Below are 14,837 nucleotides of genomic sequence, written 5' to 3'. Positions count from 1 at the left end.
AATGAAGCGCTCGCGTTCGCTTGAAACGGAGGTCGATGTGATGCGTGGACCGCTGCTCGGATTTGCTGCGTGCGTCGCTGCTGCGGCGTGCATCATCGGCACGACAAGCGCCGGCGCGACGGCGTCTGCTGCGCCGCCGTTCGCGCTGCCCGCGACCTTCTCGGGTCTCGAACCGTGCGCGGACTGCCCCGGCATCCGCGCGACGCTCGCGCTCGCCGCGGACCATTCGTACGTCCTGACATTGCATTACCTAGAGCGCGACGTTCCAGATGTGGTCTACACAGGTCCCTGGTCGTATGACGTGGGCACGTCGAAGGTCAAGCTGAGCTCGCCCTATGGCGCGCCGCAGTATTTCCTCGTCGTCGATCCGCGCACGCTGCGCGTGCTTGACCGCTCAGGCAACGAGCTCTCGACGCGTGCGCCGCAGACGCTCACGCTGGTCTCGCTGGGCTCCAATCCGTGGACGTTGGTCGAGCTGCGCGGACAGCGCGTCTCCTCGAGCGCGACGCAGCAGCCGGTGAGCCTCGATTTCGAGCCCGGCGGTCGCATCAGCGGCTCGACGGGCTGCAACCAGCTGACCGGCTCGTACACCCTAAAGGGGAACGAGCTGCACCTCTCACCGCTCGCGACGACACGCATGATGTGTGCCAGCGGCGCAGACGTCGAAGCGGCGTTTCTCAAAGCGCTCGGTGAGGTGCAGATCTACAATCTCGACAACGGCAGGCTCAATCTATACGGCGGCGGGTTCCCGCTCTTGCGCTTCAAAGCCGCGCCTCTCACTCCGGTCAACGCGATCGAGCATTAACGGATATAACGGATCGGCGGCCCCGGCCGCAGCCCGTGATCGGATCTGACGCCCGGCACGGGCCGTTCGCCGGCTGCGCTGCGCATGCGCAGCGAGCTCAGCGTCAGCACGCCGGGCTTGGGCACGTACATCGCTTCATCGAATGACGGCGAGGGCGCATTGGCGACCGCGAAGATGCCGACCGGATGGCCGGCCGCGAACGCCGTCGCGATGTAGTCGCCGACCATCGGCCCTTGCGACGTCTGCGCCAGCCAAGCCAAGTTCAGCGGTCCGGTGAGGGTGAGCGGTGTCGTCCACGTCGCGCCGCCGTCTTGCGAGCCGACGAAACCGGCGAACAGCTGACACGTCGCCAGCGTGCAGCTCGCGTTCGGGAAATAATAGTATGTCAGGCCGATATGCGCGCCCGCGCCCATGGTCGCCGGATCGATGCCGATGCCTGGGATGAAGTGGTCCACGGCGCTGGTCGCCGCGTCGATCGGCACGCGCACCGGCGCCGTCCAGCTCACGCCGTCGACCGTCGTGCTGACGACGATGTCGTTCGAGCTGCAGCCGGCGCGGAAGCGGCAATCCTGCCACGCGAGATAGAGCTTGCCGCTCGCGTCCATCGCCGCCGACGGCAGCGGGCTGGTGCGCATGTTGCCCGCCACGAGGTGGTCGGTGATGGGCGTGATGACGACATGGGATGACCACGTCGCGCCGCCGTCATGCGAGGTGAACGCGATCATGTTGGCCTGGAAATTGTCGTCCATCGGCACGATCACCGTGCCGCCGGGCTGCACCAGCGGCTGGCCGCCGATGCCCACCGCATTGTCTGCGGTGCTCTTGACCGCCCCCCACGTCGCGCCGCCGTCGGCCGAGGTGCTCATGTGGATCAGACCGTTGGCGTTTGGATCATCCCACTCGACATAGCAGTGGCCGTAGTACGGGCTGCTCGGCGTGTCGTCGCATGTGATCCAATCTTTGTCGCTCGAGATCTGGCCCGGTGCGACGGCGACCGGCAGGTTCCAGTTCATCGCGTCCGTCGAGCTGCTCACGAGCACCGCAGGCGCCGGATTGTTGCTGAAGAGGATCGGCAGCGTCGACATCAGCCAGACGTTGTGCTTCGCGTCGAAGGCGACGCTGGGATCGCTGACGCTGTCGAACAGACCCGGACTCGGCGCCCAGGTCGTCGTGCCGGGCAGTGAGCCGGAGGTCCAGGTCGCGCCGCCGTCTTTCGAGGTCGCAAACCCGACATCGGATGAGCCGGCGTTGAAGAAGCGGCCTTGCTGCAGCGCGGCGACGAGCGTCATGCCGGATGCGACGACGTCCGGCTCGACCTCGGTGGCGTGCTGGCTGCTGGCATTGCTGAACGGGTCGGTGCTGACGCGCATGACGACGGACGGCCCGGGGGGCGCAGTCGCAGGCGGAGGAGTCGGTCTGCCGGGAACGCCTGGTTGCGAACCGCCGCCGCAGCCGGCTAACACGGCGGCAGCGGACGCGAACGCCAAAAGACGAGCCGGCGATATCACCGCCGGCTCGGTTACGCGCGACTGGATGAGGGACCTTGGCGCTATTGGTGGTTCCCGTGCGGAGCGCCCGGCGCCGGAACTCTGGCTGAAGGCTGCGGCATATTCATCGCGTGCGGACTCCAGCCGCCCGATGGCGTCGAGTATCTGTTCGGCGCGTAGGGAGCTTGCCCGGTGTACGGGCGCATCATATCCGGCATGCCCGGAATGTACGACGGACTGTGCACGGCGCTGACGCTGCCGGGACTGAACTGGCTCCACGCACCCACTCCAGCGGGGGCATTCGCCATCGTGTGCACGGCTGCCACGCTCGGCGCGTTGGCTGGCCCGAACCGGCTCCACACGTTTGCCGTTTCGTCGCGGGTGATCGTGTTGCCCGAAGCGTGCTGCGCGCCGTTTTGCGCGGGCGAGTTGATCTGGTTCGGAGCGCTGGCTTGGACCGGCGCGATGTGTGCGGGCGCCTGGTTCTGGCCGCCCGCCGGCCCGAACCGGCTCCATGCGCTTGTCTGGCCCGTTGCGCCCGGCGCGTTCTGCGCCTTGACCGTGCTCGCGGTCGCATGCTCCGCTTGCGAGGTCATCTGATGTGAGATCGCCAGCGCGTTCGCGCGCTGCTGATCGAATGTCAGCTCCGCTTTCGGGGCGAGCATGGCGGCGAAGTGCGGCGATAGCGGTGCGGCCGCGACCCCGCCTTCGGATGTTTGCGTGAAGCGCACGTCGGCCTTGGTCGGCGCGACAGGCAGCCATCCCTTGGCGAGCGTCACGTCTTGCAGATCGCGCTGCTCGACCGGGACGTAATCGTACTTCGATCCGCCCGTGAACGACCCGGCGCGCACCGCCGTCACGCCGCCCGGCCAGCGCGAGTTGCCGTAGGTGTTGCCGATATTGTGCACGCGCGCGACGCGGTTGTAGTAGGGATAGTACGGTTCGTACGGAGCCAGCGGAACCCAGCCGATGTTGCCGAACCCGAAACCGAATCCGCCGCCGCCGAAATTGAAGAACGCCACCAACGCCGGCTGCCAGTAGGATTGATAGTAGCGCGGCCCAGGATACCACGCCCAGCCGAAGGCCGGAGCGTAGAACCAGCGGCCGTAGTGATAGGGCGCCCAGCCCCACGGCTCGTACCCGACCCACGTCCAGCCGCAGTAGTTGACCCACGACCAGCGGCCGTACCGGTATGGCGCCCAGTTGTACTGGCTGTACGGTGACCATACGTAGCCGTAGTTCGATGTCGAGATCCATTGGCCGTAGTTCGAAAGGTCGGCCAGCCCGACGATGTCGGGACTCGCGTACGTCGTCGCCGCGTAGGCGCGCCACGCGAACTTGTCGCGGTCGGAATTCCAAGTGTCGAAATCATCGTACGATATGGTTTGGATCGTGCGGAAGCTCGGATTGGCCGACGATCCGTGGATCGCGACGGTCACGCCTTGGCTGATGGTCTGCGTGCCTTGCGGCGCGATCAGCTCGGCCTGGCCCGCGCGCACGGTGAGCAGCGTATCGCCGTCGGCGGTGACGGTGACGCGGTACGCACCGGCCTCTTGCGGCCGGATGCGGATCGATGGGGTTTCGACCTGCGGTCGGCCGTCGCTGACCTTGAGCAGGCTCAACTCGATGGTACCCGCCGCTAGCTGCAGCGTGTGGTCGGCCGGATCCATGCGCGTGAAGCGCAGTTGCACGTCTTCGCTCGCGCGCACGAAGTTGGCGTCGTCGATCTGGATCTCGGCACGCGATCCGTTGCCGGTCGCGAGGTAATCGCCGACGATCATCGGCGCGTTGATGGCAGCCGCCACGGTATCGCCCGAATCGCCCTGCTTCACGGTCACCGTGCCGTTGAGCGCGCTGATCCGCGCGACGCTCACATATTGATCCTGGTCGGCCCGCGCTGGGAGGCTCGGGACGCACAAGACCAGAGCAAGAGCGAACGCTGCCAGCCCTGGAACCGTCGATCGACCCATGACGACCCCCAATCTATTGTCATCCTATCATAATCAAGTGAAAAAGTGATGGGAAAGTCCCGTGGGCTCGCTTGCTTGCCCGCATCGCCTCATGGGAATTTATGCATCGCCTTGTACACTTTCTAAGGATAGGAGAGTCTTCATCGTGCAAAACATCCAAACGCCCCAATCGACGCGCTTTCTCGCGCTGAGCCCCGCCGGCATGGCGGCGGGTCTGGCCACGCTCGCCTTCTTAAAAGGCATTTTGGCCATCCCGATCTTGTTCGCGCTGCATCTCCACATGGCCGGCATGGCCGGACGCATGCGCGGCGGCATGCCCGGCGGAGGATACCCCGGCGGCGGCATGCCCGGCGGCAGTATGCCCGGCGGCCAAATGCCCGGCGGCAGTATGCCCGGCGGCGGCATGGGCCCGCACCAGTGGAGCCACGTGGGCGCGATGAGCCACATGAGCGCCATGAGTCACCTCGGCGTTTGGCTTCCGCTGTTGTGGCTTGCTGCCATAGTCTTCGCTGCGATCGGCGGCGCGCTTTTCGCCGTCGTCTACAACGCCGTCGCCGCATACGTCAGTCGTCCGCGCACGCAAACGCCGCAGGCAACCGCGTAGCGTCTCATTGTCCGCCTGACAAGACGAGGGACCGCGCATGCGGTCCCTCGCTCGTTTTGGGCCCGTGCGGAGCGTCGTCTATTGAATGCCCATCCATGCCGCGAGCATCCGATTGTAGTACTCCGGCCATTGCGCCTTCGATAGCATCATGGGACCCGTGTGGTACACGACCTGCGATATCGAGCCGGTAAATGCATTCGGCACCGTGTAGTTGGCATCGACCGGCGTCGAGTTATCCATTCCGACATCGAGGCCTTCGAACCAAGGCAACGTCAGTGGCGTTGTGTGGGGGACTCGGTGGCTATCAACGGTCGTGCCGTCGACGCTCAACGTGCCGACCCCACCTTTACCGAAGCCGCCGCCGTCGTACTTAAAGCTGAAGACGACGCTGTGCTGGCCTGGCGAAAGCGCGGATGCGCCCTTCCAACGGAACATCTCCAGTTCGACGAAGTTGTACGAGAACGTCGGCTTTCCGTGATCGAGCCAGAGCGAATAGCCTCCGAAGCGGCCACCGTCGGCGATGATCACACCAGTGGCGCCGCTCGACGGAACCGTGATATCGCCCTCGATGCTGTAGTTCGTGTTAAGAATGTTGGGCGTGTCGGCTTGATTCAACGCCACGATGCCCGGGTGGTACGTGATCACTGCCCGGCCACCCGTCAAACTCGGCCGCGGATCGAAGAAGTTCGGCGCGTTGTTGAGCGGGAACGCGTTGTTCTTCTGCGCCTCTGACACGAAAAGATCTTGCAGTTCTTTGAGCTTGTCCTGATGCGTGCTTTGGACGTCGTTATATTCCGTCCAGTCGTCGTCTGCCGTGACGTGGTAGAGATGCCACTTCTCGGTACCCCAGACATCTTGGATGGGCGTATTGGTCGTCGGCGTCCATGGGATCGCGTGCGGCTCGGCCGCGGCGATCCAGCCATCGTTGTAGATCGCCGGCGCACCGAACATCTCGAAGTACTGCGTGTGATGCGTTGACGGCGCGCTCGCGTTTGCTTTGTCGAACGTATAGGCGAAACTCACGCCCTCGATCGGCTTCTGCGTCACGCCGTCTACCGATGTGGGTTGCGCGATTCCGGCGACGTCCAGAATCGTGGGGTCCACGTCGATGACGTGGTGGAACTGCGCGCGGATGCCGCCCGGATCGCTGATGTGGCCGGGCCACGCGACGATCATGCCGTTGCGCGTGCCGCCGAGGTACGACGCGACTTGTTTGGTCCACTTGAACGGCGTGTCCAGCGCCCAGGCCCACTGCACGGCGTAGTGGGGATCGGTGTACTCGCTACCCCACAACGGGCCGAACTTCGGCCAGAATTTCTCGATCGGTGGCACGATGCCGTTGAAGTCTGTGACTTCGCTGAACGTTCCTTGCAGCGTGCCTTCAGCGCTTGCGCCGTTGTCGCCGTGGATCAGGATGACCATCGTGTTGTTGTAGCGGCCGGTGTCCTTGAAGGCCTGGATGACGCGGCCGATCTCATAATCGGTCTGCGCAAGATATGCTGCGTAGACCTCCATCTGGTGCTCGTATGCGGCTTTTTGATAGGGCGTGAGCGTATTCCAGTGCGGGAGACTGATGTCGCCGTATCCGGCGCCCGCATAATCTTTATCCTCGGGATTGGGCCACGGCGTTAGCTTGGCGTTTTTCGGGATGGTGCCCATCGCTTGCATGCGCTTGAACGCCATCTCGCGATATGCGTCCCAACCCATGTTGAACTTGCCCTTCATCTTCGCGATCCAGTCGGGCGTCGGCTGATGCGGCGCATGTGTGGCGCCTGGAGCGTAATAGAGGAAGACCGGCTGGCTGGGTTTGAGATCGTTGATGCGTTTCAGCCACGCGATCGCCTTGTCCGCGATGTCGACGTTGAGGTTATAGTTCGGATGGCCGACGTCCGGGAAGATCTGGTTCGTGTTCTCGAAGAGCGTCGGATGCCACTGGTCCATGTCGCCGCCGATGAAGCCGTAGAAGTAGTCAAAGCCCATGCCGACGGGCCACTGGTCTTTTGGCCCCGCGTCCGTGGCTTGCCACAGCGGCACGTTGTGGTCTTTTCCGAACCACGCTGTCGCGTATCCGTTGTATTGCAGCAGACGGGCGACCGTCGCGCTATCTTTTCCGATGGTGCCGTTGTATCCGGGGAAGCCGGTCGCCACTTCGGCGACTTGCTCGAATCCGACGTCGCCGTGGTTGCGCCCGGTGATGAGCGCGGCCCGCGTCGGCGAGCACAGCGATGTCGTGTGGAAATTGATGTAGCGCAGGCCTTGTTTGGCGAGCGAATCCGAAACCGGCGTTGGGATCAGGCCGCCGAATGTGCTGTTCGCCGCGAAGCCCTCGTCGTCCATGATGATGAGCAAGACGTTCGGAGAGCCCTTCTTGGGCGCGATCTGCGGCGGATACCATGCGGTCGAGTCATAGACGTTCTTGCTGATCACGCCGCCGAATGTCGGCTCGGGAGCCGGGATGACGGTGCTTTGGCTGACGTCGCGTGTCGCGGTGAGCGACGCCATGTCGGTCTTGACGATGCCGTTCCACTGTTCCGCCGCAAAGGTCGCGGCGCCGAGCGAGAGCAGGACGATTAGGATAAGACCAGTGCGTTTCATCGATGCAGAAACTGCCTTTCAGGATCTTTCTGTTGGGAAAGACACGTTGCCCGGCGTTGAACCCGGCGACGTGAGCCGTATTTCGGGTTTTCATTTTCAGCCCCCTCCGATGATGATGCGCGGGCTCATGGGAGCCCACGTCGGTCGCGTCGAAAAATGCGCAGATGAACTTGGCGATGTCGGGCGGATTCAGAGGTTTCTTGTGCGGGACGAGCGCGCTGCTCATCGCCTTCACCTCGGTTTCTTGCGCGAAACCGACCGCCGCTAACGCGCCGTCCGCGGGGATGTTCGCGTCAGCGGCACCCGACGGGTCGCAGTGCGAGCCAAGCGTTCTCACACCCGATGTCCTACCTGCTACGAGGCATCCGGGTATGATGTGGATCCCGGGCGGCGAGTTCTCGATGGGCTCGAACAATCCGAAGTTCGCCGACGCGCATCCCTGGCATCGCGTGCGCGTGAGCGGCTTCTGGCTTGCGAAGACGACCATCACTAACGCGCAGTTCGCTGCGTTCGTGAACGCGACGCATTATGTGACGGTGGCCGAGCGCAAGCCGCTGCAAAAAGATTTTCCGGACGCGCCGCCCGAGGCTCTCGTCGCCGGCTCGCTCGTCTTCACGCCCCCCGCGCATCCGGTGGAGCTCAACGACGATTCGCAGTGGTGGCGCTACGTGCATGGGGCCGACTGGCGCCATCCGGACGGACCCAAAAGCTCGATCGGGGGCAAAGATGACTATCCCGTCGTGCAGATGGCGTTCGAAGACGCACAAGCGTATGCGCGCTGGGCGCACATGCGTCTTCCGACCGAGGCCGAGTACGAATTCGCCGAGCGCGGCGGCTTGAGCTGCAGACCGTACGCGTGGGGCGATGAGTTCACGCCCAACGGCAAGACGATGGCCAATACATATCACGGCCACTTCCCCGACTCGAGCACGGCGCCGCACAATCATCCGACGACCATGCCGGTCGCATCGTACCATCCCAATGGCTACGGCTTATACGATATGTCCGGCAACGTGTGGGAGTGGACCTCGGACTGGTATCGCGCGGACTACTATCAACAGCTCGCGACAAACGGCGGCGTCGCGGTCGATCCGCACGGGCCGTCGACGAGTTACGACCCTCAGGAACCGGGCGTGAACAAGCGCTCGGTCCGCGGCGGCTCGTTCTTGTGCACCGATCAATTCTGCTCGCGCTACGAAGTCGGCGGGCGCGGCCAGACCGAACCTAGCAGTTCAGCCAATCACATCGGCTTCCGCGTCGCGGACTAGGAGGACCACCCATGCAGCGCATTCGATCGCTTCTTTGCTGCGCATTGGCCGTCGGGACCATCGCGTTGCCAGCTCACACGAAAGCCGACACGCAGAACTCGATGACGGCGGCCTCGTGCGCGCAGTATCAGAAAGCGCAACAACAGCTGGCGCAGGTGTACTCGCAAGTGCGCAAGATGCACGCCGCTGACACCGACTTCATCGCGAGGCTCGAGGCTGCCGAGCAAGCATGGGCCAATTTCAGAGACGCCGAGATCAAGGCGGTCTATCCCTCTCAAGACGCGAGCGAATACGGCTCGTCGCAGCCTATGTGTCAATGCAGCCTGCTCACGCAACTGACGCAGCAGCGCATCCTACAACTCCAAGCCTGGCTGAAGCCGAGTGAGGGCGACGTCTGCGCGGGTAGTCGCACCAAATGATGTCCTGGGAGGCCATCAGCGCGGTCGGCAGCGCCGCCACGGCGGTCGTCATCTTGGTCACTGTGATCGTCGGCTGGCGGCAGCTGGACGAATTGCGACGCGCCACCCAGCTCGAAGGCGCGATGCGCATCTTCGCCGAGCTCGACTCGCCCGAGGTCGACGAGGCGCGGCGCTTCGTCACCTACGAGTTGCCCGACAAGCTCAAAGACGCGCAGTTCGTCAAAGAGGTCGAACTCACGGCGCTGGGCGACCCGCGCGTGCATAAGGAGCTCGTGCTGCTGCGCTTCTTCGACCGCGTCGGCACCTACGTCGAGGAAGGTCTCATCGAAGGCGACATCATCAACAAGGCGGCCTTCGGGCGGATCTTGAGCTCGTGGGAGATGCTGCGCGACGTGATCGAGATCCATCGGCGCGTGGTCGGCGGCGATTTTCTGTGGAAGCGTTTCGAGATGCTCAAGGACAGCGCGGCGCGTTGGGTGACCGTTCAGGGCGTCGATCCGCATAAGGCGCGACAGTTCATCGAGGCGGCGCGCCGAGAAGGCTGACGCCGGGCCTGACGCTTGCCTGCCCACATCGAACTCTCATTTCCATCTCAGCCCATTCCCATCGAGCGGCCATATCATGAGCACGCCCACTCCCACGCTTCTTTAGGAGACTAAATACCACACGTGAAGAACCTAAGACCATTGCTCGTCGCGACGCTGTGCGCACTTTCACTCGCAGCGCCGGCACTCGCGCTCGCACAAGGCAGCGCGATCTCGGATGCGACGCAACCCGTCGCCCCGAGCGCTCAACCGAGCGGCCAACCAGGCGCGCACCACCATCACGGCATGGCCGCCATGCTGCGCAACCTCAACCTCAGCCAACAACAGCAAGACCAGATCAAGACGCTTATCACCAGCTACAAGCAAGCACACCCGCAAGGCAGCCAGCCCGATCAGGCTGCTCGCAAGCAGCTCAAAGAACAGATCCTCGCCGTGCTGACGCCGGACCAGCGCGCCAAGCTCGAAGCCGAAAAGGCGGCTTGGAAAAAGCAGCATGGTACCGTGACCCCGTCGGCGTCGCCGTCTCCTTAAGGCGACCCGGCAGACGAAAAGGCTGCGATCATCTCGATCGCAGCCTTTCTCTTTTCGGCGGGCTCGTGACGAAATCAGGTCACGATGCTTTGCGCGAGCCGTGCGCTCCAACGATACAAGGCGACGATCGTCACGACGAACGCGATCGCGGCGAGCGGCACGGCGAACACCTGGAACGAATCGCCGACCAGCGCGAAGGGCGTCGCATTCCCGGTGCTGACGATGACGCCCGCGAGCAGCACGCCGAACAGGCTCTCGCCGACGATGAGACCCGACGCGACGAGTACGCCCATGCGCCGGGCGATATCCGCGTTGGGCCCTCTCGCGACCCAGCGGTTATAGATCCAGCCGGCGACCGCGCCCACCACTGCCGCCGAGGTCGTCGCCGCCGGCAGATAGATGCCGAGTCCGACCGCGAGCGGCGGGAATTGGTAGCGCGTCTTGGCGCGCAAGAGCTCGTCGATCGCGATGAGGACCACCCCGATCAGCGCGCCGATCCCCAACAGTCCCCAATCGATCTCCCCCTGAATCACGCCTTTCGCCAGCGCGGAGATCAAAGTCGCCTGCGGTGCCGGCAGCGCGTGCGGTCCTGTGAAGCCATACGCTTTGTTCAGCACGTCGAGGATCGGCGGAATGACGATCGAGCCGAATATCACGCCGCCGATGAGCGCCACTTGCTGGCGCCACGGCGTCGCGTCGACGAGCTGGCCGGTCTTGAGGTCTTGCAGGTTGTCGTTGGAGATCGTGGCGACGTTGAGCAACACGGCGGTGACGAAGAGCGCGTAGGCGACGAGCGCCGGGGCTCCTGTGGCTCCGGTGGTCTTGGCGACGAGCAACAAGAGCAGCGAAGCGCCGATCACGGTCAGGATCCCAAGCCCCGACACGGGGCTATTGGAGGCCCCGATCAAACCCGCCATGTAGCCGCAGGCGGCGGCGACGAAAAATCCCGCGATGACGACGTAGATGACGCCTGCGAGAACGAGCGGCACCGTCAGCGTCGCGATGGCGCTGCCCTGGATGAAGACGGCGAGCAAGAATGCGAGCGGGATGAAGCACGCGACGCTGATGAGCGCCACGACGCCGATCGGCAGATCGCGCTCGGTGCGAGGCACCGCGTATTCATCGCCGCCCGCAGCCGCGCGCGTGCGCGCCGCGGCGATCGCCGATGTGATCCCGGTATAGACCGGCCGCATGAGCCGGCCGAGCGTCCACAGCGCCGCGATGCCGATCGTTCCCGCGCCGATGAAGCGCACTTGGTGGCGCCACACCGACACCGCGACATCGGCGGCAGGGCCGGCTGCCGGATGCAGTGCCGTGAGCAGCGGGGTCAAGATGCCCCACGCGATGACCAAGCCGCCGAAGATCGCGAGGCCGACTTGTATTCCGATGAGATGGCCTGCGCCGACGAGCGCCAACGACATCGACATGCCGAACCCGGTCGCGCCCGCGCCGGCCCGGAAATACCCGCTGATCTCGTCGGTGAAGATGCGGGCCGCGGCGAGCGCGGCGTAGCCGGCAGAGGCGAGCGCGCCCATGGACAGCGCCAGCAGGCCTTTCTTGTTCTCTTCGACCGACGCGGCATTCGCATCGCGCGAGCCCACGCCGACCTTCAGCACTTCCGCTGCCGCCACGCCCTCGGGGAATGGCAAGTCGGATTGGACGACGAGCGCGCGGCGCAGCGGCACGCTATACGTCACGCCGAGGATACCGCCGATGGCGCACACCGCGAACGATTCCCAATACGGGAACCCGGTCCACCAGCCGACCATCACGAGACCCGGCAGCACGAAGATGATGGCGGACAGCGTTCCGGCGGCCGACGCGATCGTCTGGACGATGTTGTTCTCCCAGATCGTCGCATTGCGGAAGGCGCGCAGTACGGCCATGGAGATGACCGCCGCGGGGATGGACGTGGCGAACGTCAGTCCGACCTTGAGGCCCAAGTAGATGTTTGCAGCGGTGAACACCAGCGTGATGGCCGCGCCGAGCACGAAGCCCCGCCAGGTGAGCTCGAGGCGCGTATCTCGGGCCATGGGGACGGTCGCTGTGGCCAAAGGTCAAATCCTCCGGGCGCGAACGATCTCGGGCTAGCGCGGGTTCTTCGGGATGGGCGCGAGTTCTTTGTGGGCTAGATGGGCAAGATTCACGTGGGGCGGATTCGAACACGTCGGTCCACTTCTGACGGCATAGGAGCGCACACATGAAAGCACGAGCAGCCAAAGAGGAAAAGAGCTTGACGCGAAAGCGCCTCGCCGAGCTGTTGAACGAGGATCTCTCCCGCGAGTACCAGGCGATCATCGCGTATGTCGTCTACTCGCAAGTGCTCAAGGGCGCCGAGTACATGAACATCGCCGACCAGCTCGAGCTGCACGCCAAGCAAGAGCTCGAGCACGCGCTGATCATCTCGCGCCAGATCGACTACCTCGGCGCGATGCCGACCGTCATGGCAAGGCCCGTGCGCACGTCCGGCAAACCCAAGGACATGCTGCGCTTCGATCTGGCCAACGAGGTCGAGACGATCCGCAACTATCGCGAGCGCGTCCGGCAGTGCGAGCAGCTCGGAGAATTCGCGATGGCGGAGCAGATCCGCGGCATCCTGGTCAACGAGCAGGACCATCAGATCGATTTGGCCACCGCGCTGGGGGTGGACCCGCCGGACGTATCAGGCTAGCTCGCGTTCAACCGCCAGATCGCGAAGTTGAGGATAGCCGCAAAGGCCACCCAGAGCAGGTAGGGCACGAGCAAGAGCGCTGACAGTGCGTCTATGCGCGAGAATGCGAGCGCTGTCGCGGCGATCGCGAGCCAGAAGACGATCACTTCCGCGAACGCCGCTGCTGGATTGCGCATGCCGAAGAACAACGCGGACCACAGCACGTTGAGCGCGAGCTGCACGGCGAACAATGCGAAGGCCCACGAGGCGCCGGCGAAGCCCGCGCGCAGCCAGACGAGCCACACCGACACCGCCATCATGATGAAGAGCAACGTCCACACCGGTGCGAAGAGCCACGAGGGCGGCGTCCACGCAGGCTTGCGGATGTTCGCGTACCAATCGCCGAGGCGCGGCGTCGTGAATATCGATCCGAGCGCGGCGGCACCGAAACATGCGGCGAGGGCGACGATAAGCCCGATCGCCATCACGACGGTGCGGCCTCGAGCGCGCTTCCCGAGGAGCTGCTGACCGCATCACCGAGAGCGGCGCCGCGCTTGACGATTTGATCCGCCAGGCCGGCGAAGATCGCGTCATGGATAGGCGCGACTGCGTACCAATACAGTTGGCCGGCCAACCCGCGCGGCTCGAAGAAGGCCGTGAGCCTCAGCGTCGATCCCGCCTGGTCCGGCACCACGGCGAACTCCAACCAGGCGTTGCCCGGCAGCTTCATCTCGGCACGCAGCCGCAGCAGGCGGTCGGGCTCGAGCGCCTCCACTCGCCACAAGTCGACCGCGTCGCCGATGCGCATCGACGCCGGTGAGCGCCGCCCGCGGCGCATCCCGTTGCCGCCCAGCGCCCAGTCCATCATGCCACGCAACGCCCACAACCAGTCGGCATAGAGCCAACCGCGCGAGCCGCCGAGCGACGTCACGACGGCGAAGACGGCGCTCGGGGATGCACCGGTGCGACGCTCGCGACGGTCCATCAACATGCCCTGGACGATTCCGCGGAACTCGCCGAGCGACTGGCGGCCCTCGTACGCGTCAAACCATGTCGTCGGCCGATCGACACCGCTATAGCGGTCCAAAGCGCGGCGGATCGCTTCTTCGCACCCGATCGGCCGGATGTCGAAGTCCGAAAGCGCGGCCGTATTCTGCACGATCATCTCGCTGCGCAAGCCGTCGATGAGCGGCCGCGCGATGCTCGCAGGCACCGGCGTCACGATGTGTATCCAGTACGATGACAGGCGCGGCGTGAAGAACGGGACCCCCACGATCGTCCGGCGCAGCCCGCGCGCACGCGCGTAGCCGAGCATCAAGTCGCGATAGCTCACGATATCCCGGCCACCGATGTCGTAGGTGCGGCCGATCGTACGCTCGATGGCGAGCGCGCTGACCAAGTACTCGAGCACGTCGCCGACCGCGATCGGCTGGGAGCGCGTCGCGACCCATTTCGGCGCGATCATGACGGGCAGCCGCTCGGTGAGATACCTGATCATCTCGAACGACACGCTGCCCGAGCCGATGACGATCGCGGCTCGGAATTCCGTCACCGGTGGGCCGTGGTCGCGCAAGATGTCGCCGACCTCATGGCGGCTGCGCAAGTGCTCGGACAAGTCGCGCTTCGCATCGCCGAGGCCGCCTAGGTAGATGATTCTCTTCACACCCGCAGCTTTGGCGGCGGTGGCGAAATTGCGAGCCGTCTCACGATCGCGCGTTTGAAAGTCAGCTCCGCCGGCGCCCATCGAATGGATCAAGTAGTATGCGACGTCGATGCCTGCGAATGCCGCCGGCAGATCGAGAGAGTCCCGCACGTCGCCCGGAAAGATCTCCGCCCCGGCGAACCGGCCGGCGAGCCGCTTCGGCGAGCGCGCCAGACAGCGCACGAAATGGCCCGCGGCGATGAGCCGCGGTACGAGCCGGCCTCCGATGTATCCGGTCGCGCCGGTGACAAGAACTCTCAT

14 protein-coding genes are annotated in these 14,837 nt (G+C 64.6%); 8 read left to right on the top strand and 6 right to left on the bottom strand.

All coding sequences use genetic code 11. The features are described 5' to 3' along the window. The first annotated feature begins 1 nt into the window (after position 1). The gene (locus tag VKF82_03575) at positions 2-805 is read left to right on the top strand and encodes an META domain-containing protein (protein ID HME81140.1); all 804 of its coding nucleotides are present in this window, start codon (positions 2-4) and stop codon (positions 803-805) included. Here the strand turns inward: VKF82_03575 and VKF82_03570 are convergent. Both VKF82_03570 and VKF82_03565 read right to left on the bottom strand, forming a co-directional pair. After that, positions 802-2,175: a sialidase family protein gene (locus tag VKF82_03570; GenBank protein HME81139.1), complete on the bottom strand. Its 1,374-nt coding sequence runs from the start codon at positions 2,173-2,175 to the stop codon at positions 802-804. The genes VKF82_03575 and VKF82_03570 overlap by 4 nt on opposite strands. Positions 2,176-2,354: 179 nt before the next feature. Continuing rightward, a complete protein-coding gene (locus tag VKF82_03565) occupies positions 2,355-4,166 on the bottom strand; it encodes a DUF6600 domain-containing protein (GenBank protein ID HME81138.1) in 1,812 nt (603 codons plus the stop codon). Positions 4,167-4,407: 241 nt separating this feature from the next. On the opposite strand from VKF82_03565, the gene VKF82_03560 reads away from it, so the two are divergent. Next, a complete protein-coding gene (locus VKF82_03560; GenBank protein HME81137.1) occupies positions 4,408-4,866 on the top strand; it encodes a hypothetical protein in 459 nt (152 codons plus the stop codon). A gap of 78 nt (positions 4,867-4,944) precedes the next feature. On the opposite strand, the gene VKF82_03555 is transcribed toward VKF82_03560, so the two are convergent. Next, complete coding sequence (locus tag VKF82_03555) at positions 4,945-7,461, bottom strand: arylsulfatase (protein ID HME81136.1); 2,517 nt, start codon at positions 7,459-7,461, stop codon at positions 4,945-4,947. Between VKF82_03555 and VKF82_03550 the strand changes: the two genes are divergently transcribed. The 5 genes from VKF82_03550 (at position 7,451) to VKF82_03530 (ending at position 10,224) form a co-directional block, all read left to right on the top strand. Continuing rightward, positions 7,451-7,729 (top strand): hypothetical protein, encoded by a 279-nt coding sequence (locus tag VKF82_03550; GenBank protein HME81135.1) that lies wholly within the window; start codon positions 7,451-7,453, stop codon positions 7,727-7,729. The genes VKF82_03555 and VKF82_03550 overlap by 11 nt on opposite strands. Before the next feature lie 103 nt (positions 7,730-7,832). After that, positions 7,833-8,729 carry a formylglycine-generating enzyme family protein gene (locus VKF82_03545; protein ID HME81134.1) on the top strand — a complete coding sequence of 299 codons (897 nt, stop codon included), beginning with the start codon at positions 7,833-7,835 and terminating at the stop codon, positions 8,727-8,729. Positions 8,730-8,740: 11 nt separating this feature from the next. Then, the gene (locus VKF82_03540) at positions 8,741-9,148 is read left to right on the top strand and encodes a lysozyme inhibitor LprI family protein (GenBank protein HME81133.1); all 408 of its coding nucleotides are present in this window, start codon (positions 8,741-8,743) and stop codon (positions 9,146-9,148) included. Next, a complete protein-coding gene (locus VKF82_03535) occupies positions 9,145-9,693 on the top strand; it encodes a hypothetical protein (protein HME81132.1) in 549 nt (182 codons plus the stop codon). Before VKF82_03540 ends, VKF82_03535 begins: the two co-directional genes overlap by 4 nt. 123 nt (positions 9,694-9,816) lie before the next feature. Beyond that, entirely contained in the window at positions 9,817-10,224 is a 408-nt protein-coding gene (locus tag VKF82_03530) for a hypothetical protein (GenBank protein ID HME81131.1), read from the top strand. A 74-nt stretch (positions 10,225-10,298) separates the two neighbouring features. Here VKF82_03530 and VKF82_03525 read toward each other — a convergent pair whose 3' ends face one another. After that, on the bottom strand, positions 10,299-12,278 hold the full coding sequence (locus VKF82_03525; protein HME81130.1) for an oligopeptide transporter, OPT family: 1,980 nt from the start codon (positions 12,276-12,278) through the stop codon (positions 10,299-10,301). A 146-nt stretch (positions 12,279-12,424) separates the two neighbouring features. On the opposite strand from VKF82_03525, the gene VKF82_03520 reads away from it, so the two are divergent. Continuing rightward, a complete protein-coding gene (locus tag VKF82_03520) occupies positions 12,425-12,895 on the top strand; it encodes a ferritin-like domain-containing protein (protein HME81129.1) in 471 nt (156 codons plus the stop codon). Here the strand turns inward: VKF82_03520 and VKF82_03515 are convergent. Both VKF82_03515 and VKF82_03510 read right to left on the bottom strand, forming a co-directional pair. Then, the gene (locus VKF82_03515) at positions 12,892-13,359 is read right to left on the bottom strand and encodes a TspO/MBR family protein (GenBank protein HME81128.1); all 468 of its coding nucleotides are present in this window, start codon (positions 13,357-13,359) and stop codon (positions 12,892-12,894) included. The genes VKF82_03520 and VKF82_03515 overlap by 4 nt on opposite strands. Then, positions 13,359-14,837 (bottom strand): SDR family oxidoreductase, encoded by a 1,479-nt coding sequence (locus tag VKF82_03510; GenBank protein ID HME81127.1) that lies wholly within the window; start codon positions 14,835-14,837, stop codon positions 13,359-13,361. The genes VKF82_03515 and VKF82_03510 overlap by 1 nt, the downstream gene beginning before the upstream one ends.

It is taken from the genome of Candidatus Eremiobacteraceae bacterium, assembly GCA_035314825.1.
Lineage (GTDB): Bacteria > Vulcanimicrobiota > Vulcanimicrobiia > Eremiobacterales > Eremiobacteraceae > JAFAHD01.
Note: the sequence above shows the minus strand (reverse complement) of the source record. Positions and strands in the feature narration are given on the sequence as shown.

Coding starts and splice junctions, on each gene's coding strand:
- VKF82_03575 (HME81140.1), top strand. CDS start 2: ATGAAGCGCTCGCGTTCGCTTGAAACGGAGGTCGATGTGATGCGTGGA.
- VKF82_03570 (HME81139.1), bottom strand. CDS start 2,175: ATGCGCGTCAGCACCGACCCGTTCAGCAATGCCAGCAGCCAGCACGCC.
- VKF82_03555 (HME81136.1), bottom strand. CDS start 7,461: ATGAAACGCACTGGTCTTATCCTAATCGTCCTGCTCTCGCTCGGCGCC.
- VKF82_03545 (HME81134.1), top strand. CDS start 7,833: ATGATGTGGATCCCGGGCGGCGAGTTCTCGATGGGCTCGAACAATCCG.
- VKF82_03540 (HME81133.1), top strand. CDS start 8,741: ATGCAGCGCATTCGATCGCTTCTTTGCTGCGCATTGGCCGTCGGGACC.
- VKF82_03535 (HME81132.1), top strand. CDS start 9,145: ATGATGTCCTGGGAGGCCATCAGCGCGGTCGGCAGCGCCGCCACGGCG.
- VKF82_03520 (HME81129.1), top strand. CDS start 12,425: ATGAAAGCACGAGCAGCCAAAGAGGAAAAGAGCTTGACGCGAAAGCGC.
- VKF82_03515 (HME81128.1), bottom strand. CDS start 13,359: ATGGCGATCGGGCTTATCGTCGCCCTCGCCGCATGTTTCGGTGCCGCC.
- VKF82_03510 (HME81127.1), bottom strand. CDS start 14,837: ATGAGAGTTCTTGTCACCGGCGCGACCGGATACATCGGAGGCCGGCTC.